This window comes from Chengkuizengella sp. SCS-71B (assembly GCF_040100845.1).
In the GTDB taxonomy this organism is placed as follows: domain Bacteria; phylum Bacillota; class Bacilli; order Paenibacillales; family KCTC-33759; genus Chengkuizengella.
In genome coordinates this window covers 663236-689221 of record NZ_JAZHSH010000001.1, presented here as the reverse complement: position 1 = coordinate 689221, position 25986 = coordinate 663236, and the positions used below count along the sequence as shown (strand labels likewise).

Below are 25986 nucleotides of genomic sequence, written 5' to 3'. Positions count from 1 at the left end.
TATAAATAGTACTGTTTTTATAAATAGGATAATATGGGTACTGGAACGTGACTGGAATTTCCTTTCTTGTTCAATTAAAATTCTCAATAGTTGAGTACTCAATTATATCTTTCATAAACGTGAAAATCATATTGATAAGGGTTTTTATTATCTGTAATTCCCTTTTTAAATGATACCTCTTCCCATTCATTTAAGTTAACTTCTGGGAAAAAAGTGTCTCCTTCAAATTCTTCGTGTATTTTTGTAATATACATCTTTTCTACTTTAGGTAAGAACAATTTATAGATTTCTTCTCCACCAAATATAAAAATTTCTGATTCATCTTTACATAAATCTAATACATCTTGGACTGAATGAGCCATTTCACACCCTCCATAGGAAAGTTTCCGATCTCTAGTCAAAACAATATTTCTTCTCTTGCTCAGAGCTTTCCCAATTGATTCGAAATTCTTTCTCCCTAAAATAATTGGATGGCCAAGAGTTATGTCCTTAACATACTGCCAATCTCTGGGTAATCTCCAAGGAATGTCATTTTCTCTACCTATAACTCGATTTTTACCCATTGCTACAATTAAAGATATCTTCATAATTAAACACAACCTTTTTAAAATATAGTTGGATCAAAAATATCATAGTTGCTTCTTTTTAAGCAAAAGAGCGTTTAAGAAGGACATATATAAAGATAAATTTCAAAATATTACTTTTGTCACCTTCAGAAGTGACTAATTCTATATTGTTCTCAATGTAATTCATTCCATATAATGGTTATAGTGAACCTAAAATGAGGAGGGATGGAATTGAAAAATGTAGTTGTTTTAGGAGCAACAGGTGGTATTGGAAGTGAGATTGTTGATGTGTGTTTATCTAAAGGAGTAAGAACAGTAGGGTTTGCTAGATCAAAACAAAATTTAAAAAATTTAAATGAGAAGTTGGATTCATATAAATCTAAACTATTTTCTTATTATGCTGGGGATGCATTTCATCAAGAAGAACTAAATCAGGCTGTTCAAAATGCAGATGTTATTATTCATAGCATGAGCCTTCCGTATTCACAGTGGGAGCAAAAGCTCCTAAAATTAGCTGATCATGTGATAAAGGCAGCAGCCTCTACAAATGCAAAGGTCGTTGTTATAGATAATATTCATCCTTATGGAAAAAGTCAAATGAAATTGGTCTCAGAGGAGCACCCTAAACAACCTCATACCAAAAAAGGGAAACTGCGTCTGCAGATGGAAGAGTTAATGATGAATAATCAGGACGGAGTTCAGGTATTATTTGCAAGACTTCCTGATTTTTATGGGCCAACGTCTTCTAATTCAGTTTTAAATTATACATTAGATGGGATTGCGAAAGGGAAATCTACTATATTTATAGGCAAAAAAGATGTTCCGAGGGAGTTTATTTACTTACCCGATGCGGCAAAAGCAGTTGTTGAACTTGCACAGCATGATCATGCTTACGGGGAGAATTGGAATATTCCCAGTGCAGGTTTGATTACAGGAAAAAAAGCCATTGAAGTTGCTCAGAAAGAAGCAGGTAATAAAACAAAAGTAAATTCCATAGGTAAAAATGGATTTAGAATATTAGGGTTGTTCAACAAAGAGATGAGAGAGACCATTGAAATGTTATATTTAACTGAAAGCCCTCTTGTTTTAAGTGGAGATAAATATGAGCAGAGAATTGGACAGATTCCAAAAACCCCCTATAATCAAGGGATTTCAGAAACAATAAAAGCATTGATTGAATCAAAAAAATAACATTGTCCATTTTAATTCAACCTCAAAAGTTTAAAAAGCACTTTACGGACGCTTAAATAAAGATCTTTCATGGTTAGAAGTAAAATTTTATACTGTTTTATTATGAGGATTCTAAGGAGGTGAAAAATAGGTTTGTCTGATTATCAACGTTTACATGATCGTGTCAATAATAATGGTCTTTCGATTTGACAATCAAGGATGTATAATTTAATATACACAATTGCGCTAGTTTATGGAAGATCACTTAGATCTTACTCGTTCTATAAATATAGTTAGTCTCTCCATATTCGACTAATATTTGGGGGAGTTTGTGTAAAAGAAAGGAGATATACATCAGGATTAGTGAATGATTCCCATTCCTTAAATCCAAAACGATCATCATAATGTTTTAGAATAAGCGATATTAGGTTTCCATGTGATACTAATACTATATTTTTAAATTCTTTACTCAGCACTTCATCAATGACACTTATTGCACGACTCATCGCAGTCATACTGGATTCACCGCCATCATAGCATAAGTCTAAATTATCATACGTGTTCTTAAGCATACTGCGCCATTCAGGGTTATTCTTGTTGGATAAAATTCTTTCAGTTAACCGATTATCAAATACAATGTCTATTTCAAGTTTTTCTGCTAGTGGAGCTATAGTACGGTGAGCACGCTCATAAGGACTTGAAATTATAAAATCAATATTTTTAGAAAGGAGAAATTCTGAAAGTTTGTTTGCTTCTTGTAAACCTAGATCGGTTAATGGAGCACTAGATTCTTGTCCACCTGCTTTGCAATGACGAACGACATATATATTCATAATGATGTGATGCCTCCTTATAATCCAATATTAGATTTTAAACCTTTGTAACTACCTGAGTCAGGGAAATTGCCCTGTACAATACTCATAAATTTTTCAGAGAATCCGTGCTCAACTAGATCATTGACTGGAATCATTAATACCTCACTAATTGGGTTTTTGTCAAACTCATTAGATGGAAGACGTATATTTCCTTTTATCCGTTTAAGCAAAAAGGTTATGTGTAGCAGGGAAGGTGAGGCTTCAGGTTTATCACAGATATACAAAAGTTTTAAAACCTTCGTGGTGAGTCCAGTTTCTTCTTCTATTTCTCTTATAATTGCCTCTTCTAGAGTTTCTCCTTGTTCGACTCGTCCACCAGGTAAAGACCAAATTCTATCTGAAGTAACGTTCTGTTTAACTAACAAAATTTTTCCATTCTCAATCAGTATTCCTGTTACTCTAACCTGTAATAGATTACTCATCAGTATCCACCACTCCAATCATTAAAATTTATAGATTAATTTTGCATTGCTGATATCGATTCTATCAACTCTATAATTACTCAGTCTAAATTAATATATAAAAAAGAGAGTATACTAAATAGTTATTTCACTGTCAATCCCTCATTCAACCATAAACGTTCCTCAGCAATCTGGACTAAGTTAATTGTATACCTTCATCCAGTCACAATAAACTTTATGTAAAAATTGTGATACTAATTTATCAGAAACTTTTCGACTTGGAACGTCTTTTCCAGCTATCACATAAAGAACAGGATGTTCTGTAAAATTACCAAGTATACCAACATCTAATATTAGATCTTTCAATCCACCACCCAAATAGGTATAGTGTTCTTTTGGTATGTTATCCAAACCTGATCGCTGCCTGATCATTCCACTTATAATTGGAGAAAATAATTCCGGTGTCTTTTGATAACCTTAAAATATTGCACTTAAAGCTAAAAATAGGTCCCTGAGATTTCCATTGTTTTTATCAGAATATGGATTTTTAGTAAGATTAACACTTGTGAATTCCAACCTAATTTTTCCGTTTATTTTTGTCCATCCTTCAAAACAATTTATAAGTTTTGTTCCAATGCCTTCATTTCGATATACTTCTTCTATCATAATTTCTTCTATCCATGATACACGACCATTAGCGTAAAAAGTATAATGATCAAATCCTAAACAGTAACCTATTAATTTGATTTCATATTCTGCTACCCTCAAGAGAACAGACTCGTCTGAAAGTAAAAAGCTGATGTTCTCAATAAATAATTCTTTTTTAGGTATAAAAGAAGTAGCGAACTTTTCTATTACTTCATGTATCTAACTTCGTTAGTTTAAGGATATACTTTACAATTAACTTCTTACACCATCTGGTCCTTACCATAAAGAAAGACGCTTCTCTTAGAGAAATGCGCATATTGTTGAAAAGTAAATGTCGAATTAAAATAAAACTTGATTATCAACTACCAATATAGCTTAGTCTAGTGCTAACTAGCGATCAATTATTTCCAAATTCATTTCCTTACTCTCTTTCTCAAAACCGTCCACAAAGCGAACTAACCACTTTCTTCCTTTCTCATCAAATGCTAACCCTTTTAGAACAAAAACATTAATTTGAGAACTTCTATTTATTGCCTTGCGTAAAACCTCTTCAACCGTTAAATTTGCTGTATTGGGTGACTGAATTTTAATAATTTTAATTTGATCAAGTTCCACTTGACCGGGATAACTAGTCAGGGTTATTCCTTTGGTTGTAAACTCTACTTTTTGTCCTATTTTTAGGTCACTACGTCCAACATTAAAAAGCCAAGTAGCATCATAATACTCCTTAACTCCTCCATCTTCACTAAAATCCTGTGGAACATTGCTTACAACAAGTATCTTATCTTTTTCAATTTTTGTAATAAATTGGCCTTGTATATCTATCATTAAAAACCCTTCATCTTTATTCATTTCTCCAGAACATGAACTTAATATTAATAAAGTCAAACACAACATCAAACATTTAATTTTCATACAGATTAATTATCCCTTCTCTATTAACAACAGTAAAGTACCATTACCTCCTGTATTATTAAACGAAAAAACTACTTGTTATGTCTCAATGTAAATAAGAATATCTTCCATTTGATATGTTTAAACTTTATAATACATTATGGTCAAATCATAAATAAAAGCGCTAGTAAAGAAAACCGCTAGTTTGCTGAATAATCTTAACTTAAACCTCAAGATCAACTCTTTTTTTATTCTTTATTTCGTTCATAAATCTTTTTAAAAAAATCTGAAAGCCAATCCGAATCTATTGGTCCATTCAGTACATCGTAATAACCTTTGTTTCTAATATGGATACGATCCCCTAGTAAATACATGCTTGTACCAGTATTCCCTTTATGTAAGATTTCAAATTCAAAGATTTCTTCTTCAACGCTTTTATCTTTTTGATTAAATTCTTCATCATATTGTTTGCTGTTAATTTTTTTTACTTGATACTGACTTAAGAAGTCTATCAATTTTTCGACCGTTTCTTTATCATCTTCTAACCACGTTGATTTCCAATTTGATCGAGGAGACTTGTTACTACCTTCAGCAAATCCTAGTCCAAAAAGTATTTCTTGTTCATATATAATTAAATCAGCTAAATTTCCTTCCCTATAATCATTAAAATTTTTAAAAATAAAAAGTAAAAACAATATGACAACAATTCCAATGAACACATTTTTAAAATTTTTCTTCTTCATTGCTCATTACTCCTCTACCTCTTAAAAGTAATATAATTCTTTTCATATTAAATCCTTTGCTTATGAGTAATAAACTTAACAAAAACAGCTTTATATGTCTTTTTCCAGAAATACACCATTTGTTGAATGTTAGAATTTTCCCTATTCTATATTAATCATTTATCTTTATTATTCAATACAAATGATTCTTCATACTCATCCCATTTGACTGTTACCTGTATACCTTCATCTTGATTAATTTTTACACCTGTTCCACCACTTTGATGTATAATTTCTAATCCTTTAGACGGTTCAATAAATATTATATTTTCACTTCCACTCCCACTTCCAGCAGAGGTTTTGAATGAGTATTCAAGGTTATTCAGCGATGATACTTCTTTTATAGCTCTATCCTTGAATTCCAATATAAACTCATCATTATGTTTATGATCATAAGTGGTTCTCCCGCTTTCTTCTCCCCATACTTCAGTTCCTTTAGAAATAAATTTACCTTTCCAGTAGTTCCCTTCCCCTATAAATGTATATTCATAGTTAATTCTTTCCTCACTCGAACAAGATGTGATAAGTAATATAATTAATACAAGTATTGTAATAATTCCTTTCAACTTGACACCACCTTATTTAATTGTTGGGTGAATACCTCTTGAATTTTACCCGATAAGGACAAATTTAGAATTCAATAAACGCGCCATTGTGGAAGATCAAATTATGTTTTTTTAATAAATACTTCTTCAGGACCATTTTTTTCTTCATTCCAGACAGTTTGAATTTCGAATGTTCCAGGTTCAAAAAATAAATCAAATCTTATTTTAATATCTTCTTGCATCGGCAAATCCTTTGCTTCCTCAATCTTAACCCAATGAATTTCACCTTCAGGAGGGTCTGCTAATAATTCCCCCTTATAGTCCTTTGTCCAATAATTCATCATTGTATATCGTTTGTTAACAGTGGGATTAACAAATTCAGAAATCCCTTTAAATACTAGATTACTTACTTTAAGTCCAGTTTCTTCTCTTACTTCACGAATAGCCCCATCTACAAAACTCTCAGGAAAGTCTATTTTCCCACCTGGAGGAAGAAACCCTTCAAAATGGTCATGTTGTCTATTTAGTAGCAATACTTTATCACCATCTTGAATCATAACCACTGTCCATATCTTATAAGTTATATCTCGTCCCATTTTTTTCTCCCATATTTACATAATTACTACATTATTCCTTTGTAGTCTTTACATAATATCAAATATGGTCGCATTCATAAAGAAAGGCGCTTCTCTATTAGAGAAATGCGCCATAGTATGGAAGATGGAGAAAATCTAAAGAAGGTTATCCTCAAGCCGTATATTCAACCGCTTATCGGATAACCTAATCTAATTTAACTGAATTCAATTCATCCATCGCTGTCACGACAAAGTAATACTTTTCTCCATTGCTCAGTTTATAAAGTTTATCGTTTGTAAAAATCTTTCAACCATTGTTGCTGCTTCAGCTCTTGTTGCATTTGCTTTTGGATCAATATATTGACTGCTTTACCTAAAATGTTTCCAGCTTGTGTTACTACGTTCAATTCTTGTTGAGCCCAGCTACTAATAGTCTCATAATCTTTAAACTTATTGCTAGCTTGAATTCTACTATTTAATTCTGTCTTATCAGAATCGACCCACTCTAATGCCCGATAAATCATGACTGCAGCTTGTTCTCGAGTAAAGTTATATCGTTTGGTCTAAAGATTCCATCTTCATAACCTGTTATTAAACCTGCTTTTACTGCTGCATTTAACTCATTAACATACCATTCATTACCTTGTACATCAATAAATGTAGTAGAATAATCATTTGGCGATTTCAAGTCTAGACTTCGAACAAGCATTGTTGCTAATTCAACTCTTGTAGTTGACTGACTTGGTTTAAATTCGCTCTCTGTAACACCAGTAAATTTGCTGATAGGTTTTCAATCTTTTCTTTACCTACTGAAGAGATCACCTATCGTAGTAAAAAGCGTGGGCAACGTGAAACAAAATTGGAAGACTTACCAATGGAAACGGTTGAATACCGTCTTTCCGAAGATGAGCAGATTTGTTCATGTTGCAGTGGCGAATATAATATTATCTTTTCTTTGATAGACAAAAATGATTGAAAAATCAAAAGGTATGTTGTAAATAAAAGAACTTGTTTTGAGAATTCTTAATTTTCAAAACAAGTTCTAAGGGTTTTACTTTTGATCTAATAATTGATTTTTTGTAATGGTAGTGTAGCTTGTGAATCATTAATGATACTATTTGCTCTTATCTGAGCATTAACAAAATTCACTATAATTGAGCTTTCAGATATTATCATCTTTCAACTTAACTGTTTCTTTTTATAAGTAACTAGCATAACAGCTACTAAAATTAATATTCCACCGATAAAGAAACTAACATCTAACTTTTCACTTAGTAAAAACCAACCCAAAAAAGAACCAACAATAGGTTGTAAAAAGAAAAACAATGAGCCAATACTTGCTTCCATCAATTCCATTCCCTTATTCCAGAGGAAAAAAGCTCCAGCAGTTGAAATTAACCCAAGATAAATAATACTCAAAATAATTAAATAGTTTTGATAATATCCTGTATCTACTTGAATTTCCCACAACATGATGGGTGTTGTAAATAAAAGTGCAAATAATACGGCATATGTTGTAATCGTTAAAATTGAAAATCGTTTAGAAGCAATTTTCACATAAACTGAAAGTAATGCCCATGTAATTGAAGCACCTACTAATAATACACTACCATAAAGATAGCTCCCAATATGATTATCCATGCCAATGACAATAAAAACTCCACCTGTTGCTAAAACCAAAGATATAACTTTTCTAATCGTTAATCTTTCTTTTAACACAAATTTTGCAAAGATTATAATAAAGGCAGGTGTAGTTGAGGTAATTAGTGCCCCTGTATGTGCATCAGATAATTTTGTACCGATGAATTGAAAAGAAATTGAAATAAAATAGCCTATGAAACCAATCCATCCTATTAGTATCCAATCTTTTTTCTTTATAGTTTCACGTTTTTTCCTTTTTCTTTGAGTTAATTTTAAAATACCATATAAAAAAACAAAAGCAATAATATAACGCAACCACATCAACGTGAATAGTGGAATAAATGCTAAAACATATTTACTAACTACATACATTCCACCCCATATGCTAGCTGCTAAAGATAAACATATTGCACCAAGTAAATTTCGTTTCATGATTATAAAACCTCCATCTATTAAGGGATTTTTAAAATGGATTTTTCCCTAAGATGAGGCATAACTGTTTATCATTTATATTCATCCCCAACTTAGGCATGAATATTGGATGGTTGATCATTTTCAAAAATATCGAAATATAATCTCATTACTTATCCCTCCCAACTTGTCTCAGAGTATTCTCAGTTAAATTAGTAAACTTATAAATGATTTAAACTATTATTATGATTTTAAAATAGAGCATCGATAAGTTTTTATGCATTATTTAAAGAAACTTCATAATTGCAAAAATAAGATATTTACTCCCTTGAAAACCCACAAAATATTCACCATTGCTTAAGGAGTAATACATCGTTAAAGTACAAAGGATTGCTTCTAACAACATTCTCACTTTATTTCATAATAGTCCTGAACACTATAAGTTTCAAAACCACAATCTGTATATAGTTTCAGAGCATTTTTATTTGAAGTTTCTACGTCTAAAAAGATTGGAAATCCCTTTCTTTGTTCAAACAAAACCATATTCATTAATGCTTTACGTCCAATTCCTCTTCCTTGATACTCTGGTAATATGGCAAATCCATATATCCATGTTTCATCATTTGAATGATCTACTGTTATTTTCCCAACAGTTTGTCCAGCATAATCAATCATATAAAAAAACCGTGTTTCTTCCTTTTTAACTCTCAAGTTAAAGTTTTCAGCATCTTTTTGATCAAATTGAAAGCATCGTACATCTAACTCTACTTCTAATTGTAGATCTTCTTTTTTTGCTTTTCGAATCACAACATCCGTTGAAGAGGATAATGAGGATTGCGCCCATTTCATTTGATATTCAGAAAAACGATATAAATATTGTTTGGTTTCCAAAAAATATTTTGCTGAAATAGACGCAGCAGGAGCATTTAATAAAATGTTAGAGAATTCTTCCCTGTCACATACTGTTAAAGCTTCTTGTAATAGGTTTGAGAAGATGCCTTTATTTCGATGTTTGGGGTGCACCATTCCGCAAATCTCTATTTTTGTACCAAACCAATATAGTCCTAAATACCCGACTAATCTACCATTCTCCTTGTAGAAGAAATCTCTCTTCTCTTCTTCCTTTCGAGTTTTCAATAAATCCCAATTTAATTTCAATAATATCGGTTCTTCTTTTTCGCAGATTTCCTGTAATTCTTTTATTTGAGTTAAATTATGTTGACTAAGCATAATGATTCTCCCTCTTCTATATATTATTTAATTATAACAAAAATTTTACAGTTGAAACAAAATAACAAGTTGAAAGGATGGTTTAATCCCACTACCCAATTCTGTGATTTTAAAATAAAGTTAAACCTTTATAAAAAAGATGCACCGAAGATGTAGCGGTCTATACTAAGAATCGTTGCCATACGTCATTCACACTAGGATCCCTCTTCGCAAAAAAAAGAGCCCATTTTCTTCTTACAGAAATCAGCTTTTTATATTTCTACTATATTAAGGGTAGTTTTTCTTCACTTTTTCATCCTGAAATTCAATTTCATTGTTTTAATATTTTCATCCAACATTATCCTGTTAGCATACCTCGTAACATACAAATCACTTTGTTTAACAATATGGTCCAAATGTGGAACAAAGTTAAAAAGTTCTCATTAGCTAAGCTATCTGTTATTTCAGTTATAAAAAAGTTCAATAAAATAGACATTTATGCTACTAAAACTTTTTTACCAAAAACAACCTGTATTATGTGTTCCAAAACTCATGGAATTATGTACCACCCCTTTATTTCTACATTTCAATGTAATACCTACTTTTGGCTATTTTTAAGATATTCTCATCAGTCAACTTTGTTCTAATTAATACCTCCACAATTCGGATGATTACACGGACCACCACCTGCATATACATTTCTATCAGGGGTTACAGATACGATTGAGGGAAAGGCTGACATTATTAATATCACTGTCAAAAAAAATATCAATATTTTTTTCATTACATGAACACCTCCAAACTTAACTTAATAATAATCATTTCTCAGGATAACCTGGACATGTTTCTAATTCTTATCATTTAAATATCTCAATATAATAAGTATGAGTTGTAGAAACTTCACCACAATCACTCCCCCCCATTATAAGGTCCTGTAGAAATAATTGAGGAAAAGCTCTAAAATCTATGTCAAAAACTCAGCCAATACTTTTTTCATTAAATAAAGCACTTTCTTGAAAAAATATTAATGAATTACTTCTCTCTGCACCCCTCCCCATCACACGGATCTAATTGGTATACATGTCTATCATAATTTTTAGTATAAGTTACAGAGACTTCACCACAACTATGTACACTACGAGGTTCTGCTGCAAATACAATTGAGGAAAAGGTGGACATGAATAATATCATTGTCAAAAATACAACCAATGTTCTTCTCATTAAATAAACACCCCCCAATTTAATTTTATTAAAAAAATATTAATATAATACATAAATTTTATACCAGAAATTGGGTATAAATTGGGTATAAAATAAATGAGATACTTTAATTCTACTAAAGATACTTAGTGGTGGATATTCTTATTTTACAGATTTAACCAAATAAGTTTATTAGTCAATAGAGCCGGATCATTACATGGAATTGACAAATGTAGAAAATACAAACCTAAATATAATGAAGGATGAAAAAAGGTGACGCTACAAAAGAAGTAGGAAAATATTCAATGAAATCAACAGAAGATGCAAAAAAAGAAGTGAAATTTATCAATAGAAACAAAGTGTAACTGTTCCTCACTATTATTTGATACAATATAAATACCAATAAAACAATCGAAATAGTGAACAATAACCATAAACTCTTAATCTAACAACTATCCAGTAAAGTGAGTTGTTTTTCATGAAACCTCTAAAACTTCAAACTAAGATGGCACTACTAATCTTAACTTTACTCGTTTTTGTCATCGTGATTCTAAGCAGTGTGTTTGCCTATTTTATCTCTAACAGCTTAGAAGATCAAATAGGCAGCCGTGCTTTAAACATAGCAAAAACTGTTGCTATCATGCCTGAAATAAGGGAAGGATTTAAATCTGAAAAGCCCTCCGCTATCATTCAACCTCTTGCTGAGGAAGTCCGTATTCAAACAGGTGCCCAATTTGTTGTTATTGGTAATATTGATTCTGTTAGGTATTCTCATCCTGTAGAAGAACGTATTGGACAAACAATGGTTGGAGGAGATAACGATCGAGCATTACTTCATGGTGAATCCTATACATCTAAAGCTACAGGTACATTAGGTCCATCATTGCGAGGGAAAACTCCGATTTTTGATGATGCTGGTGAAATTATAGGAATTGTGTCCGTAGGTTTCTTAATTGAAGATATAGAACTGATTTTAAATTCGTATCAAAGGAAAGTATTATTGCTAACGATATTTGTTTCTTTCATCGGAATTGTTGGTGCTTTATATATTTCAAAAGGATTTAAGAAAGCAATATTCGGTTTAGAACCTAGGGAAATTGCCAGTTTATTTTTAGAAAAAAATGCAATCTTAGAATCCATACATGAAGGCATTATAGCCATCAATGCAGATGGGAACATCACATTAGTAAATCAAAAAGCGTATCAAATCATAAATAAACACCCTTCAGAAAATATTATAGGAAAAAATATATTAGAAGTTTTACCACATACTAAAATGTTAGACGTTTTGCAAACTAAAAAGAGTCAGTTTAATCAGGAACTAAAGATTGGAACAAACGATATCATTGCAAATCGCGTCCCTATTTTTGATAAAAATCAGATTGTCGGTGTTGTTTCCAGTTTTCGTAATAAAACTGAAATTGATCAGTTAACAAATGAACTTTCGCAAGCTCAATCCTATGCTGAAGCTTTAAGAGCACAAACTCATGAGTACTCAAATAAACTCTATACAATCTCTGGTTTGATTCAATTAGCGTCTTATCAGGAAGCTATTGATTTTATTACTAAAGAAACAACAGACCATCAAAACTTAGTCGAATTTTTAATGTCAGCCATTCCAGAAACAATGATTGCAGCCTTATTACTGGGTAAATACAATCTTGCACAAGAGCTAAAAATAGAAATGATTATTGACAATGAAAGCAGCATGAAGGATATTCCTCATGAAATCAATCGAGAAAAAATTGTCACAATTATAGGGAACTTGATTGATAATGCTTTTGAAGCTACTAAAGCTAACGATAAAAATAAAATAGTCAAAGTATTTATGACGGACATCGGTAATGACCTTATTTTTGAAGTTGAAGATTCTGGATTAGGTATAGATGAACAAGATTTACCATATATCTTTCAAAAAGGTTTCAGCACCAAAGATGGTAATGATAGAGGAATCGGTTTATATCTCGTAGATAATGCAGTAAAATATTTAAATGGTTATATTACAACATCAAAAAGTGATATTGGGGGAACAGTTTTTACAGTAGTTCTACCTAAGAGCACCCAAAAAAGTGAACATTAATCAATGATGAGATATCCCTACTCTTAAGAAAAAGGAGGCAGTTACATGCAGAACATTCGGGTATTTATTGTAGAAGATGATCTAAAAATAGCAGAAATCAATCGTCGTTTTACAGAAAAGATTCCTGGATACGAAGTTTGTGGGATATCCACAAATTTAACTGAGGCAAAAGAAATGATTGACATCCTGCATCCTGACTTAGTTTTATTAGATATTTATTTTGCTGATGGAAATGGCATTGACTTATTATGGTTTATACGTCAGCAGTACAGGAATACCGATGTCATCATGATCACGGCTGCAAAAGAGGTAGAAAGAGTGCAAAGCGCCATTAGAGGTGGGGCAATTGACTATATCATTAAACCGATTATTTTCCAGCGTTTTCAACAAACTTTAGAAAAATATAAAAGCTATAAAGAACAAATATCAACGATGAGTCATGTAGATCAACAACAAGTTGATCATTTATTTGATACTGTTCATAAACAGACCAAGCCATCTGAATACCTTATTCCAAAAGGAATTGACCCTATAACGCTAGATAAAATAAAAAATCATATTAAACATGAAGTAAACGGTATAACTGCTGAGCAACTTGGAAAAAAAATCGGTGTAAGCCGAACTACCTCCCGTAGATATTTAGAATATATGGTATCCATTGGGGAGGTCCGTGCAGAATTGACATATGGAAGTGTTGGTCGCCCTGAGAGAAGATATTTTCTATAATAAATAAAGAGTAAGAATTATAGTTGCATTCTCTCCTTCTTTTTATTCATTTTCATGGAGAAACGGAAATAATTTTCTTGAAGCATATTTCTCCAAATATGAAGGTCCTAGTGTATAACCTGTACCTTGTTCATTACCGATCATTTTGACGGCCATCTTAAAATGCATATTGTTCCAAGATATGAATGTCTCTTCAAACCGCTTCATACACTCAATCCATTCTTCAAAAATAGGTTGCTTGCAAATGGACTCATCTGTCAAATAATCTCGCATATAAGTTTCAAAGTTGGAAATGTTTCCTTTTAAATAATCTTTTTTTATACTAGGGACAGAATCGAAGGCTGGCGAATTTAAGCGCTCTTTCAATGGATCTGCTGCTAGAATCTCAATCATTTTATACTGCTTAGACTGTATTGCACTCGCACCCTCTGTATAAATACGAAAAGCAGCAAAGTTATCTTTCTCCATCATCATTACTACTCTAAACAATGCAGGACCACAGTCAAATATAGCTTTAAGCATCTCCATAATAGCTATAGATTCTTTAAATTTTTGAAATTGAATTTGCGAGAGACAAGTTTGAAATCCTTTCACTACAATACTGAAAATAGTTTCCAAACTTTGCAAACATCTAATAAACATATACTCATCATGAATTGTATGAACTGGCATAATAATTAAATTTAAAGCCTTTAATGAAGTCTCCGGCAGTTGTGATAAAACATCTTCACTTACTTTAAGTATCATATCAGCAAGTTTCTTGCTCAATGTTTCATTAGAATCCAATTCAGTTTGCAAAATTTTTAATGTCTCGTCTAAGTTTTTAGGTAATTGGAAAGTAAGTGAAAATGGACCATACACTTTCATGGCACGTAAAACATGAAAAATAATTCGCTTCCGATGATCGTTAGAAGATAAATTCCTTTGAAACCTCTTATCAGCTCCAATTAATGTATGGCATTCAAAACGAATAATATCAGATAGAATCGCAGCTAGATGTAAAATTTGAACCTCCAAATACTCAATAAATTCTAAGTCATCTGGATTAACTAACTCTGAAATAATTCTAGTTCCCGTATAAGTATGGTAATCATAAATCCCTTTATGTTTATCTAGCAGCATGACTAAAAACTGTTGCAATAAAAATGAATAAAAAGATTTATCCCCTGCTAATCGATGATTTACTTTTTCCTCAATTTGTAATAATTTGTTGAGAATCTCTTCATCAACAAAATGTTTACCAACTTTGTGATAATAGTCCAAGGTCGTTTGGAATGGAAAATTTTCAAATAATGATTCTAAATGAGCACTCTCATTATCTAACAATGAACAATAAATATGGAGTTCTTTCATTACTTTACTAAGTTCTATATCTAACGATAAATTGGTTTTCACATCAAACCACTCCTTACTCTTTTATATAGAAGACAAGTAGTTAAAACAACAAAACTGTCCATACCGATTTTCTTCATCACAAAATGCTATAAAACAACTGAACATTATTAATTTCACTTAATTATATCAATTCAACCCTAAATTTTCCATTAAATTATAGTGATAATTTCTAAATATACATATTTTTATTTAAAAAATATAAAAAACCCTACTTTAGCACTATATACTTAAAGTAGGGATAATTTTACTAGAAAATTGAAAAAATTTAAATTTAAACTCTAGGCAAGTAATTCATGTTATTTTTATAACAGCTTTAATTCTAACTTTTTTTCATTTTACTTTTAAGCAATGGCAATAGAAGTGATAAAACGGATACAGCAATTAAAACAGCTGAGATTGGACTTTGTATAAAGGTTAAATAATCACCTTTTGAAATGATTAATGCTTGACGGAAAGATGTTTCCATCATTCCACCTAAAATAAAAGCTAAAATAAGTGGAGCAGCTGGAAAGGATAAAAGCCGCATCACATAACCTAATATCCCAAATCCCAATAATAAATATAAATCAAACGTATTAAAACTTATACCGTACACACCAATCAAACAAAAAACGATAACTAAGGAAATTAAAAGACGTTTTGGAATGTATAAGATTTTTGCAATCAATGGAATTAACGGTAAGTTTAAAATCAACAAAAATATGTTTCCAAGATACATACTTGCAATGACTCCCCAAAACACATTCGGTTCATCTTGCATTAATAGAGGTCCTGGTGTAACTCCAGCCACTAGTAAAGCCCCTAATAAAACAGCGGTTGTGCCTGATCCAGGTATTCCTAAAGTTAACAATGGAACAAAAGCACCACTCGTAGCTGCATTGTTTGAAGCTTCAGGAGCGGCTAATCCTTTAATATTGCCTTTTCCAAAAGATTCTGGATTTTTAGAAATTCGCTTTTCTGCAATATAAGATAAAAATGAAGAAATCGTTGCACCTGCACCAGGTAGAACACCTATAATGAATCCTAACACAGAGTGTCTAGCAATCGGACCTGAGATCTCCTTTGCTTCTTGTTTAGTAATTCTCAAACTACCAACCTCTGATTCATTACCTGTATTTACTTTATTCCTTGTTAATACTAAATTCGTGACTTCAGCAAGAGCAAATAATCCTAATGCGATAACTAAAAAATCAATACCATCTAATAAATTTACAGATCCAAATGTAAATCGTGCAGTTCCTGTTAATAAATCTCTACCTACTGATGCAACCATTAGACCAATCACTGCTGAAATTAATGCTTTGATTGTTGATCCTTCCGACAAACTTGAAATGGCAGATAGACCCAAAAACATTAATGCAAAATATTCAGTCGGCCCAAATTGAGTCGCAAAACTCGCCATCATCGGTGCTACCAACATTAATGCAAAAACACTAATTGTACCTCCACCAAAGGATGAGATCGCTGCAATAGCTAGTGCTTTTCCTGCTTTCCCTTGTTTTGCTAAAGGATACCCATCAAATGAGGTAGCGACTGTTCCAGACACACCTGGTGCATTCAAAAGAATAGATGAGGTAGAGCCGCCAAATATAGCTCCATAATAAACACCAGCCATTAATATTAAAGCTGACGCAGGCTCCATACCATAACTTAATGGGATCATTATAGCAATTGCTGAAATAGGCCCTAATCCCGGAAGCATTCCAATAACAGTACCAGCTAATACCCCGATAAAAACAAAGAATACATTCTTCCAACTCAAAGCTACTGCAAAACCATTTAATATATTATCAATCACTTCCATTACGTTCCCCTCCTCTTCTTAAAATGGTAATATACCTGATGGTAAAGATAGTCCTAATAATTCATTAAAGGAAAAATAAATGACGAGGGTAAATGTAACAAAAACGATAAGCATTTTAATCCAATTCGTATAACCTAAAACTCTTGATGTAGCAGTTAAGAATAAAATAGTTACAATAATAAATCCAATAATTTCAAGCAATAGAATATATCCAATTACAAATAAAACGATTAACAACAATAGCCCTACTTCTTCTTTTGTTAAGCTTCTCTTAGCCTTCTCTTGTTCTGTCTCTTCCTTATTTTCAATAAATAATAAAACAGACAGTACTATTAACAGAAATCCTAAACCTTTTGGCATGACATCTGCATCAATTTTTGCAAAACGAGAAGGTTCAATTTGATAACTATAAAATAGATACAATGTTGCAATTAGAAATATCACGATAGACACTTTACGATTCAAGGAGTTTAGCATATTACTCACCTTCCACAAGTATTAAATCATCCACAATGTGAATTAAAATCATCAAACTTCATTTTTAAAAATGACTTTTAAATCTTAAGAAGGGTGGACAAGCCACCCATTATTCTTATTTATCTCTCTTTTACCCTGATGACTCTTTATAGGCCTAATTCTTTCATAAGATTTTCGTATATAGTATATTGTTCATCTAAGAATGTCCCAAACTCTGTACTTGTCATAAAGTTGTCTTTCCATCCAAAGTTGTCTCTTCTTTCTTGCCATAATGCTGTCTCATACATAGACTTTATAGCATTTTCATAATAACTCACCGCTTCTGAATCCATTCCTTTTGGAGCCATAAATCCACGCCAGTTAATGAATTCATCTTCAATTCCTTGTTGTCTTAAAGTTTGAAATTCTGAGATCCCCTCTCCTTCCAATGGTTCAGGAGAAGTAATCGCTAACACTCGTACTTTTCCAGCTTTTGCTTGTTCTGCTGCTTCAGCAAGTCCTGTAGAATAAACATCGACACTCCCACCAAGTACAAGTGTCATACCGCCAATATCTCCAGCAGATAAATAATCAATAGTTGTAATATCAACACCGGCTGCTTTTGCTGCTTTTATAAATTGAATATGGTCCATACTTCCAGGGGAAGAATCACCTGCTATTGTAATAGAACTTGGATCTGATTTAAGTGCATCCATCACATCATTAATGTTTTGATATGGAGAATCAACATTCGTTACAAATGCTCCAAAATCTGCAATTACACCAGCAATTGGTTCAAAATCATTATGAGTTAATTCAGAACCCCCATTTAAAGGGACTAATAAAATCGGAGAAGAAGTAACAAACAACGTATGATTGTCCCCTTGTTTACCATCTACATAAGACCATCCGATCGCCCCACCACTACCTGATTTGTTTACAACAGGCATTCCTTCACTAACAAGATCTTCTTCAGTCAAAACCTGAGCTACTGTTCTGGCAGTTGTATCCCAGCCACCACCAGCTCCACCTGGTGCAACCACTTCAATCGATTTGCTTGGTTCCCATCCTTCGGCTTTTGATTCATCAGTTGTTGCAGGTTCTTCCTTGTTAGGCGTTTCTGCTGGAGTTTCTGGTTCACCAGTTTCTCCTCCACAAGCTGCTGCAAAAACAAGAATAAATGAGAATAATAACATAAACCAAACTTTTCTGTTTTTCATAAAATCCATCCCCTCTTATTTGTAATCGCTTACAGGTAAGAGTTTAATTGATAACTTTTTAAAAGTGAATATTTTGTGAATATTAAAAGATAAATCTATTTTGCTTATTTTGTTCATATTGTTCATGAGGGAATCTCACCGATTTGCGAGTCCTAAAGGCGAAGAAAAAACCTCCAATTCAGGAGGTTTTGCATTCAATAAAATATTCAATTGTTGAATTGTTGATTTACTCTACTTCAGATTTCAATTCCAATATACTCTCTACATCTCCACTCACAAGCAATCGATCCCCTAATTCAATCTGAGTATTTCCATGTGGAATAATAAATGAATCACCACGATAAATTCGTAAGATCAACATGTTTCCTGGAAGTGGTAACTTGTATAAATATTCATCATGATAGGTTTGATTATTCATCTTTACTTCACCAATAGAACCATCATGATGAGTAATTAATTTTACAGCACTCGGGTGTTCAACCAACGCTCTTAATAGTGTTCTGGATGCGTATAGAGTAGAAAATAAAGATAAATCTTCTTCAGTTTGTACATTTTTAAATAAATCAGGATTTTCAATTCGAACAATAATGTTACTAACACCAAGTGTTTTAGCGTATCTAGCTAATTCTAAATTGATATCATCATCCATCGTAGCAAATACGATAATATCCGTTTTAAATGCATCCTGTTGCTCTAATGATTTAGCATCTAAATGTGGAATTTCTACAAGGGGAAAACGACTGTATGCTTCTTCCTTCGACTCATCATTTTTCGATTCTGTACTATACAGATTTACTTCATACCCTTCTTTTATCATATCTTGAGATATTGGTAAAGTGATATGATTGGCACCTACAATGGAAATAATTTTAGGCTTTTTTACGAGAGGTGGAAAGATTTGATTAAAAAGTATAGGTGCGAGTAAACAGCTGATAACAGCTACTAAAATAAGAGCCCCATGCATCGTCTCATCAATCGCTCCAATTTGTAATGCTAAAGCTGCAGCGGCAATAACAAGACTTAATGTTGAAGAAAGTAATATCCCTGAGCTAAGTACTTCACGCCATGGAAAGTATCTTTTTAAAATCAAAACAGGAATCATTTTTGATAGGAATATCGCTGCCAATAACATCGGCATAAGTATTAAAATTTTAGCATCAGTAAATAGATCCCATAAGTTAAGATTTACTCCTAACATGACGAAAAAGATAGGTATCAAAAAGCCATAACCAAATGACTCCAGTTGATGAACAAATTTTTTATCTGGCGCTAATAAAGAAACCACTACTCCAGCCAAAAATGCACCTAGTATGTTTTCAATTTCAAAGGTTTCGGATAATACAACGAATAACAATATCAAAGCAAACACAGCTCTTGTTCCCATTTGTGCTGTGCTTTTTCTTAACACCTCAAATAACTTGCCCTTAACAAAGTTCTTTAAGAATAAATATGTAAATACAACAAGTCCAAAAAAGACTAACAACAATAACATTTGCATTATATTTTCTGACTGATAACTTATGTAAACAGCTAGTAAAATCATCGTAGCAAAATCTGATAAAACAGCGACAAGTAAAATAATTTGACCGAGTGGAGTGTCCGTTATTTTCTTCTCTTTAAGAACTGGAACCACAACACCTAATGATATCGTCGCAATGATTAAAGTCATTAACAATGGATCTTCGATCAAGTTCATCCATAATAACGTATAGGACAAACCATAGGATACAACGAAAACACCTACTAGTATAATTAAAGATAATATTAGCGGGTTTGCTTTATTATCTTCGGCCGTTTTTTTCTTCTTAAAGGAAGCAAAGTCGATTTCCAATCCACTTAAAAATAACAAGTATATAAAACCAAATAAGGATAACAATTCGAGCCATTGGTCCTCATGAATTAAGTTTAATCCACTCTTACCAATGATTAAACCAGCAATAATTTCTGCTACAACCACAGGTATCATTTTTAAATGAAACCGATGAAGCAGGATAGGTACCAGAAAAGCAATTGTGACAACGATCATTAAAGAAGTTAATTCAGTAGTATGTTCCACTTAAATATTTCCCTCCTTAAGTCTATACGTAGCTTTTATTTTCTAAGATGTTGTCGATTTATTTTGAAAAAACTAGAGAAAAAACTCTAAAAACTCGTTTCTTCTCTAGTTTACCAGCTCTTGATCATATTATTATCTTTCCACTCTTTTTTTTATTCTTTTGGGGAAAGAATTTTATTAATACGTTGTTCAACCATTTTAAGCCCTTTTTCACCTGCTTGAAAATGGCGAAGCTGATGATTTTCATCAAACAAATAATAAGCAGGGACATGTTCATTTTGGAACTTATCTGTAATGGCATGCTGATTGTCTATCATAACTGGATGTTTTAATCCATATTTCTGAATGTTTTCTTTCGCAATATCAATATCCGTATCCTTTTCGGATCGAGGCATATGTACCCCTATTACTGTTAAGTTATATTGTGCCTCGTATTTCTCTCGCCATTCATTGATTTGTGGCAAACTTTCCTTACACATATGACAACTAACTGCCCAGAAATGGATTAATACAGGTTTACCTGTTAAATCATCTTTAGATAATTCTCCATTCACCCATTCTGTCACACCTTCAAAATTAGGTAACTCTGTGCGCAAACGCATTGGCATTATCTTTCACCTCTCAGCTTATTTTAAAATAACTAACCTTAAACTCTGCTTAACTATACTTAAAAAGAAGAAACCCCTCTTACCTACGAATGCAGATAGAGAGGGTTATTAAATGTAATACTTAAATAGCTGTTAATTGTTTTTCCCCTGGTTTCCAGTTAGCTGGACATAATCCACCAGATTGAAGAGCTTGTAAAATACGAACTGTTTCATCAACACTTCTACCTACATCGTTGTGGTTTACAACTTGATATTTCAACTCTCCATCAGGATCAATGATGAATAATCCACGAAGTGCAATACCTTCTTCTTCAATTAAAACACCATAATCACGAGCTACAGATTTAGTTAAGTCTGCTGCTAATGGGAAGTTTAATTTTCCTAGTCCATTTTCATCTACTGGAGTATTGATCCATGCACGGTGAGAGAATTTGCTATCCGTACTTACACCTAAAATTTCAGTATCAAGATCTTCAAAAATGCCACTTGCTTCACTTAAAGCTGTAATTTCTGTTGGACATACAAATGTAAAATCTAGTGGATAGAAAAATAATACTAACCATTTTCCTCTATAATCAGAAAGAGATACTGTGCTGAAATCATCTCCATTACCTAGTGCTGTCTCCATTGTAAAATCTGGTGCTGGTTTACCTACTAAACGTTCTGCCATTTAAAAAGCCCCTCCTAGAAAATATAATATTTTAAGTCAAATGAAGGCACCAAAAAAACAAATTTATGTAATGCTTAATGGCTATACCATCATTTTTACTAAGTGATGTTGTTCACATTAGAAATGTTATCACTCCACAAAACCAAAGTCAATAACTATAGTCATTTTTTTTTAATAATTATTATAATTAATCAAAATATAGGATTATTTTTCCATTTCAGCTATGATTAGATCTCCCATTTCAGAAGTACTTAATGCATTAGATTGATCAGTAGAAATGTCCCCTGTTCGATGTCCGGCATCCAGCACATCTTTCACTGCTTTTTCGATTAAATCTCCAGCTTTTTGATATCCAAATGATAGTTTAAACATCAAGGCAACAGAAAGGATCGTGGCAATTGGATTTGCTTTTCCTTGCCCTGCAATATCTGGTGCAGAGCCATGTACAGGTTCATACAATCCAAAACTTCCTTCACCTAAGGATGCTGAAGATAACATACCGATAGATCCTGTGAGCATTGCAGCTTCATCACTTAAAATATCTCCAAACATATTCTCTGTTACAATGACATCAAAACTGGAAGGTCTGCGTAATAATTGCATCGCACAATTATCTACTAACACATGCTCAAGCTCTACGTCTGGATATTCAGGAGCAAGGCGATTCACTGTTTCTCTCCATAAACGAGAACTTTCCAACACATTCGCTTTGTCCACTGAAGCTAATTTCTTCCTTCTTGTTCTTGCAATCTCAAAAGCTTGTCTTACAATACGTTCGACTTCCATGACATTATAAGCACAAGTATCTACCGCTTCTTCACCAAACTCAGTATCACGTCTAAATTTTTCCCCGAAATAAATACCTCCTGTTAATTCACGAACTACGATTAAATCTGTGCCATCTAACACTTCTGGTTTTAAAGTAGAAGCTTCCTTTAAACAATCAAAAACAACAGCAGGTCTTATATTAGAAAATAAACCTAGTTCCTTTCTAATTCCTAATAATCCAGTTTCTGGTCGTAATTCCTTTGAATTATTGTCCCATTTAGGCCCACCAACAGCACCTAATAATACTGCATCTGAGTTTCTGCACATTTCCAATGTTTCTTGAGGGAGTGGAGTACCCTTTTCATCAATCGCAATACCACCAAATAACCCATGATCTGTTTCAAATTTATAGCCAAAAAGTTCTTCAGTTTTTTTAAGGACTTTCTCCGCTTCAGCCACAACCTCTGGACCAATTCCATCTCCGGCTATAACTGCGATTTTTTTTATATCAGACATGTCTTCTCTCCTTATCAAAAAAATAACCTGCCTAACAAAGGATGTGGCAGGTTATTTATTTTTTTTAAATTAAAGTAATATTTCCTCTCTTATCCACACTATCAGAGGTTTTTCTATCAATAATTCGGTTCACGGCATCGATGTAAGCACGCGCACTTGCATCAAGAATATCTGTGCTAACACCACGCCCCGTTACTGCAATGTCACCTTGTTTCAGTACAACGTGCACTTCCCCTAATGCATCTTTACCATGTGTTACGGATTTAATAGCATAATCCTCTAAAGTAACTTCTTCTTGTGTTGCTTTGTCAATTGCGTTGTAAATAGCATCAACAGAACCATTTCCTTCTTGCGTTTCTTCAGCTATTGCATCTTCATTCGTTTTAATTCTAATCGTAGCGATTGGAGTCGATTGATTTCCGTAAGATAAATCAATTCGTTCAAGTGTGAAAAATTCAGGTGTGCTGACAAGCTTCTCTTCTAACATTGCTCGTATATCTTCATCACTTATGTTTTTCTTCTTATCCGCTAGATTTTTAAACTTTATAAAAGCTTCTTTAATCTGCTCTTCATTTAGGCCATCATAACCCATATCTACTAGTTTTTCACTAAAAGCATGTCGACCTGAAAGCTTTCCTAATACTAATTTACTTTCTTTTAAACCTATCGTTTCTGGAGACATAATTTCATAGGTTGTTTTTTCTTTCAACATACCATCTTGATGAATGCCAGATTCATGGGCAAAAGCATTCGCACCTACGATTGCTTTATTACCCGGTACGACCATTCCTGTCAATTTACTCACTAATCGACTTGTGCGATGGATTTCACTCAACTTTAAAGAGGTAGTTGCTTCATAAAAGTCTTTTCTAGTTTCTAATGCCATTGCCACTTCTTCAATTGAAGTATTTCCTGCACGCTCACCTATACCGTTAATTGTTCCTTCAATTTGATCTGCTCCATTACGTATGGCTGCTAGGGCATTCGCTGTAGCCATTCCCAAATCATCATGACAGTGTGCACTTAATTGAATTTTTTCAATTCCGTGTACGTTTTCTCTTAGTGTTTTGAATATATTCCCAAATTCATCTGGAGTCATAAAACCTACAGTATCTGGGATGTTCACTACAGTAGCACCAGCTCGAACTGCCATTTCTGTCACTTCACATAAAAAATCCAATTCGGTTCGAGCTGCATCCTCAGGCGAAAATTCAATTTTATTAAAATATTTTTTTGCATATCGAATGGCCGCTTCTGCTGTTTCAAGCACTTGTTGTTTCTCCATACGCAACTTATATTTACGATGTATAGGAGAGGTTGCAAGAAATAAATGCAAACAAGGATCCTCTGCTTTTTGTAATGCTTGCCTCGCTGCTTCAATATCTTGCTCACGGGAGCGAGAAAGTCCAATTATAGATGAATTTTTTACAGCCTCAGCTACTTCACTTACACTTTTCAAATCACCTGGTGATGCTGCAGGAAATCCTGCCTCAATTCGATCAATTCCAAGCCTTTCTAATTGTAAGGCAATCTCCACCTTCTCTTGGGTATTTAAGTTCACTCCTGGAGATTGTTCGCCATCTCTCAACGTTGTATCAAACACATATATCTTTCTCATCCCAAATCCACCTCCTAATATGGTTTTTCAGTACAAGGATGTACTGATGCCGACGTTAACCACATGGACGTGGTTGATATTAGTCGGCATTCAATGATTTACTTACTAATCCAATGCATCATTTCACGCAATTTTGAACCTACTTCTTCAATCGGATGCTCTGACTCTTGACGACGAGTTGCTGTAAAAAATGCACGATTAGATTGGTTTTCTAAAATAAAATCACGAGCAAATTTCCCTTGTTGGATATCTTCCAATACTCTCTTCATTTCTTTTTTCGTTTCTTCTGTTACGATACGAGGACCTGTTACATAATCTCCATATTCAGCAGTATCACTGACGGAATAACGCATTCTCTCTAATCCGCCTTCGTACATTAAATCCACGATTAGTTTTAATTCATGTAAACATTCGAAATAGGCAACTTCAGGTTGGTAACCTGCTTCAGTTAGTGTTTCAAATCCAGCTTTTACAAGTGCACTTACACCACCGCACAATACAGCTTGCTCACCAAATAAGTCAGTTTCTGTTTCTTCACGGATCGTTGTTTCAATCACTCCTGCACGAGTACAACCGATACCTTTAGCGTAAGCTAAACCAAGTTCTTTCGCTTTTCCAGTTGAATCTTGTTCAACTGCGATTAATCCTGGAACACCAAATCCTTCTACATAAGTTCTACGTACTAAATGTCCTGGTGATTTTGGTGCGATCATAAATACGTCTACATCTGCAGGAGGGACGATTTGTCCAAAGTTTATATTAAAGCCGTGTGAAAACATGATTGCAGATCCTTTTTTCAAGTTTGGAGCAATCATTTCTCTATATACGGTTCCTTGCGTTTCATCTGGCATTAAAATCTGAACGATATCTGCTTTTTTAGTTGCTTCATCCACTGTAAAGACTTGAAAACCATCGTTGGTTGCTTGATCCCAAGAGCGGCCTTTACGTAAACCGATGATAACATGTACACCACTATCTCTAAGATTCTGAGCCTGTGCATGCCCCTGACTTCCGTATCCGATTACTGCAATTGTTTTTCCTGATAATACGTTTAAATCTGCGTCGTTTTCATAATACATTGTAACTGCCATTGAATAATTTCCTCCTTTTTTTCTCCCTTGAGTGGATAATAGTTATGCCCACTCAAAGGAG

General features: G+C 33.1%; 28 protein-coding genes. 3 read left to right on the top strand and 25 right to left on the bottom strand.

Translation table 11 applies throughout. The features are described 5' to 3' along the window. Nucleotides 1-98: 98 nt before the first annotated feature. Nucleotides 99-587 carry a dihydrofolate reductase gene (locus VQL36_RS03405; RefSeq protein WP_349247961.1) on the bottom strand — a complete coding sequence of 163 codons (489 nt, stop codon included), beginning with the start codon at nucleotides 585-587 and terminating at the stop codon, nucleotides 99-101. Between the two features lie 210 nt (nucleotides 588-797). Here VQL36_RS03405 and VQL36_RS03400 point away from each other — a divergent pair, with 210 nt between their 5' ends. Further along, complete coding sequence (locus VQL36_RS03400; protein WP_349247960.1) at nucleotides 798-1757, top strand: SDR family NAD(P)-dependent oxidoreductase; 960 nt, start codon at nucleotides 798-800, stop codon at nucleotides 1755-1757. A 272-nt stretch (nucleotides 1758-2029) separates the two neighbouring features. Here the strand turns inward: VQL36_RS03400 and VQL36_RS03395 are convergent, their stop codons facing one another. The 14 genes from VQL36_RS03395 to VQL36_RS03330 all read right to left on the bottom strand — a co-directional run bounded on the left by VQL36_RS03395 (nucleotide 2030) and on the right by VQL36_RS03330 (nucleotide 10938). Then, complete coding sequence (locus tag VQL36_RS03395) at nucleotides 2030-2572, bottom strand: histidine phosphatase family protein (RefSeq protein ID WP_349251112.1); 543 nt, start codon at nucleotides 2570-2572, stop codon at nucleotides 2030-2032. 14 nt (nucleotides 2573-2586) lie between these two features. Continuing rightward, the gene (locus VQL36_RS03390) at nucleotides 2587-3033 is read right to left on the bottom strand and encodes an NUDIX hydrolase (protein WP_349247959.1); all 447 of its coding nucleotides are present in this window, start codon (nucleotides 3031-3033) and stop codon (nucleotides 2587-2589) included. A gap of 180 nt (nucleotides 3034-3213) precedes the next feature. Continuing rightward, complete coding sequence (locus VQL36_RS03385) at nucleotides 3214-3444, bottom strand: hypothetical protein (RefSeq protein WP_349247958.1); 231 nt, start codon at nucleotides 3442-3444, stop codon at nucleotides 3214-3216. Nucleotides 3445-3489: 45 nt separating this feature from the next. Beyond that, nucleotides 3490-3813 (bottom strand): GNAT family N-acetyltransferase, encoded by a 324-nt coding sequence (locus VQL36_RS03380; RefSeq protein ID WP_349251111.1) that lies wholly within the window; start codon nucleotides 3811-3813, stop codon nucleotides 3490-3492. Nucleotides 3814-4050: 237 nt separating this feature from the next. Continuing rightward, nucleotides 4051-4512 (bottom strand): DUF3221 domain-containing protein, encoded by a 462-nt coding sequence (locus tag VQL36_RS03375; protein ID WP_349247957.1) that lies wholly within the window; start codon nucleotides 4510-4512, stop codon nucleotides 4051-4053. Nucleotides 4513-4802: 290 nt separating this feature from the next. Continuing rightward, nucleotides 4803-5297 (bottom strand): hypothetical protein, encoded by a 495-nt coding sequence (locus VQL36_RS03370; protein WP_349247956.1) that lies wholly within the window; start codon nucleotides 5295-5297, stop codon nucleotides 4803-4805. 155 nt (nucleotides 5298-5452) lie between these two features. Beyond that, the gene (locus VQL36_RS03365) at nucleotides 5453-5902 is read right to left on the bottom strand and encodes a hypothetical protein (protein ID WP_349247955.1); all 450 of its coding nucleotides are present in this window, start codon (nucleotides 5900-5902) and stop codon (nucleotides 5453-5455) included. A 101-nt stretch (nucleotides 5903-6003) separates the two neighbouring features. Beyond that, nucleotides 6004-6477, bottom strand: a complete 474-nt coding sequence (locus tag VQL36_RS03360; RefSeq protein WP_349247954.1) for an 8-oxo-dGTP diphosphatase — start codon at nucleotides 6475-6477, stop codon at nucleotides 6004-6006. 266 nt (nucleotides 6478-6743) lie between these two features. Beyond that, nucleotides 6744-6980, bottom strand: a complete 237-nt coding sequence (locus tag VQL36_RS03355) for a hypothetical protein (RefSeq protein WP_349247953.1) — start codon at nucleotides 6978-6980, stop codon at nucleotides 6744-6746. Further along, nucleotides 6977-7165: an S-layer homology domain-containing protein gene (locus VQL36_RS03350; protein WP_349247952.1), complete on the bottom strand. Its 189-nt coding sequence runs from the start codon at nucleotides 7163-7165 to the stop codon at nucleotides 6977-6979. Before VQL36_RS03350 ends, VQL36_RS03355 begins: the two co-directional genes overlap by 4 nt. Nucleotides 7166-7635: 470 nt before the next feature. Beyond that, nucleotides 7636-8529 carry a DMT family transporter gene (locus tag VQL36_RS03345; RefSeq protein ID WP_349247951.1) on the bottom strand — a complete coding sequence of 298 codons (894 nt, stop codon included), beginning with the start codon at nucleotides 8527-8529 and terminating at the stop codon, nucleotides 7636-7638. 387 nt (nucleotides 8530-8916) lie between these two features. After that, nucleotides 8917-9738 (bottom strand): GNAT family N-acetyltransferase, encoded by an 822-nt coding sequence (locus tag VQL36_RS03340; RefSeq protein ID WP_349247950.1) that lies wholly within the window; start codon nucleotides 9736-9738, stop codon nucleotides 8917-8919. A 622-nt stretch (nucleotides 9739-10360) separates the two neighbouring features. Further along, a complete protein-coding gene (locus VQL36_RS03335; protein ID WP_349247949.1) occupies nucleotides 10361-10501 on the bottom strand; it encodes a hypothetical protein in 141 nt (46 codons plus the stop codon). 248 nt (nucleotides 10502-10749) lie between these two features. Then, nucleotides 10750-10938 carry a hypothetical protein gene (locus VQL36_RS03330; RefSeq protein ID WP_349247948.1) on the bottom strand — a complete coding sequence of 63 codons (189 nt, stop codon included), beginning with the start codon at nucleotides 10936-10938 and terminating at the stop codon, nucleotides 10750-10752. A gap of 457 nt (nucleotides 10939-11395) precedes the next feature. On the opposite strand from VQL36_RS03330, the gene VQL36_RS03325 reads away from it, so the two are divergent. Together VQL36_RS03325 and VQL36_RS03320 are read left to right on the top strand one after the other, a co-directional pair. Next, nucleotides 11396-12997, top strand: coding sequence for a sensor histidine kinase (locus VQL36_RS03325; protein WP_349247947.1), 1602 nt, complete (start codon nucleotides 11396-11398; stop codon nucleotides 12995-12997). 45 nt (nucleotides 12998-13042) lie between these two features. After that, on the top strand, nucleotides 13043-13723 hold the full coding sequence (locus VQL36_RS03320) for a response regulator (RefSeq protein ID WP_349247946.1): 681 nt from the start codon (nucleotides 13043-13045) through the stop codon (nucleotides 13721-13723). A gap of 42 nt (nucleotides 13724-13765) precedes the next feature. Here VQL36_RS03320 and VQL36_RS03315 read toward each other — a convergent pair whose 3' ends face one another. The 10 genes from VQL36_RS03315 to ilvC form a co-directional block, all read right to left on the bottom strand. Next, nucleotides 13766-15118, bottom strand: a complete 1353-nt coding sequence (locus tag VQL36_RS03315) for a hypothetical protein (RefSeq protein ID WP_349247945.1) — start codon at nucleotides 15116-15118, stop codon at nucleotides 13766-13768. Nucleotides 15119-15437: 319 nt separating this feature from the next. Next, the gene (locus VQL36_RS03310; protein ID WP_349247944.1) at nucleotides 15438-16922 is read right to left on the bottom strand and encodes a tripartite tricarboxylate transporter permease; all 1485 of its coding nucleotides are present in this window, start codon (nucleotides 16920-16922) and stop codon (nucleotides 15438-15440) included. 18 nt (nucleotides 16923-16940) lie between these two features. Next, nucleotides 16941-17399, bottom strand: a complete 459-nt coding sequence (locus VQL36_RS03305) for a tripartite tricarboxylate transporter TctB family protein (RefSeq protein ID WP_349247943.1) — start codon at nucleotides 17397-17399, stop codon at nucleotides 16941-16943. A gap of 146 nt (nucleotides 17400-17545) precedes the next feature. Beyond that, the gene (locus tag VQL36_RS03300; RefSeq protein WP_349247942.1) at nucleotides 17546-18598 is read right to left on the bottom strand and encodes a tripartite tricarboxylate transporter substrate binding protein; all 1053 of its coding nucleotides are present in this window, start codon (nucleotides 18596-18598) and stop codon (nucleotides 17546-17548) included. A 226-nt stretch (nucleotides 18599-18824) separates the two neighbouring features. Beyond that, a complete protein-coding gene (locus VQL36_RS03295; protein ID WP_349247941.1) occupies nucleotides 18825-20654 on the bottom strand; it encodes a cation:proton antiporter in 1830 nt (609 codons plus the stop codon). A 152-nt stretch (nucleotides 20655-20806) separates the two neighbouring features. After that, nucleotides 20807-21256: a TlpA family protein disulfide reductase gene (locus VQL36_RS03290; RefSeq protein ID WP_349251110.1), complete on the bottom strand. Its 450-nt coding sequence runs from the start codon at nucleotides 21254-21256 to the stop codon at nucleotides 20807-20809. 127 nt (nucleotides 21257-21383) lie between these two features. After that, complete coding sequence (locus VQL36_RS03285; protein WP_349247940.1) at nucleotides 21384-21932, bottom strand: peroxiredoxin; 549 nt, start codon at nucleotides 21930-21932, stop codon at nucleotides 21384-21386. A gap of 204 nt (nucleotides 21933-22136) precedes the next feature. Continuing rightward, on the bottom strand, nucleotides 22137-23216 hold the full coding sequence (gene leuB, locus VQL36_RS03280) for a 3-isopropylmalate dehydrogenase (RefSeq protein ID WP_349247939.1): 1080 nt from the start codon (nucleotides 23214-23216) through the stop codon (nucleotides 22137-22139). 64 nt (nucleotides 23217-23280) lie between these two features. Beyond that, nucleotides 23281-24834, bottom strand: a complete 1554-nt coding sequence (locus tag VQL36_RS03275) for a 2-isopropylmalate synthase (RefSeq protein ID WP_349247938.1) — start codon at nucleotides 24832-24834, stop codon at nucleotides 23281-23283. A gap of 98 nt (nucleotides 24835-24932) precedes the next feature. Next, complete coding sequence (gene ilvC / locus VQL36_RS03270; protein WP_349247937.1) at nucleotides 24933-25925, bottom strand: ketol-acid reductoisomerase; 993 nt, start codon at nucleotides 25923-25925, stop codon at nucleotides 24933-24935. Between the last annotated feature and the right edge of the window lie 61 nt (nucleotides 25926-25986).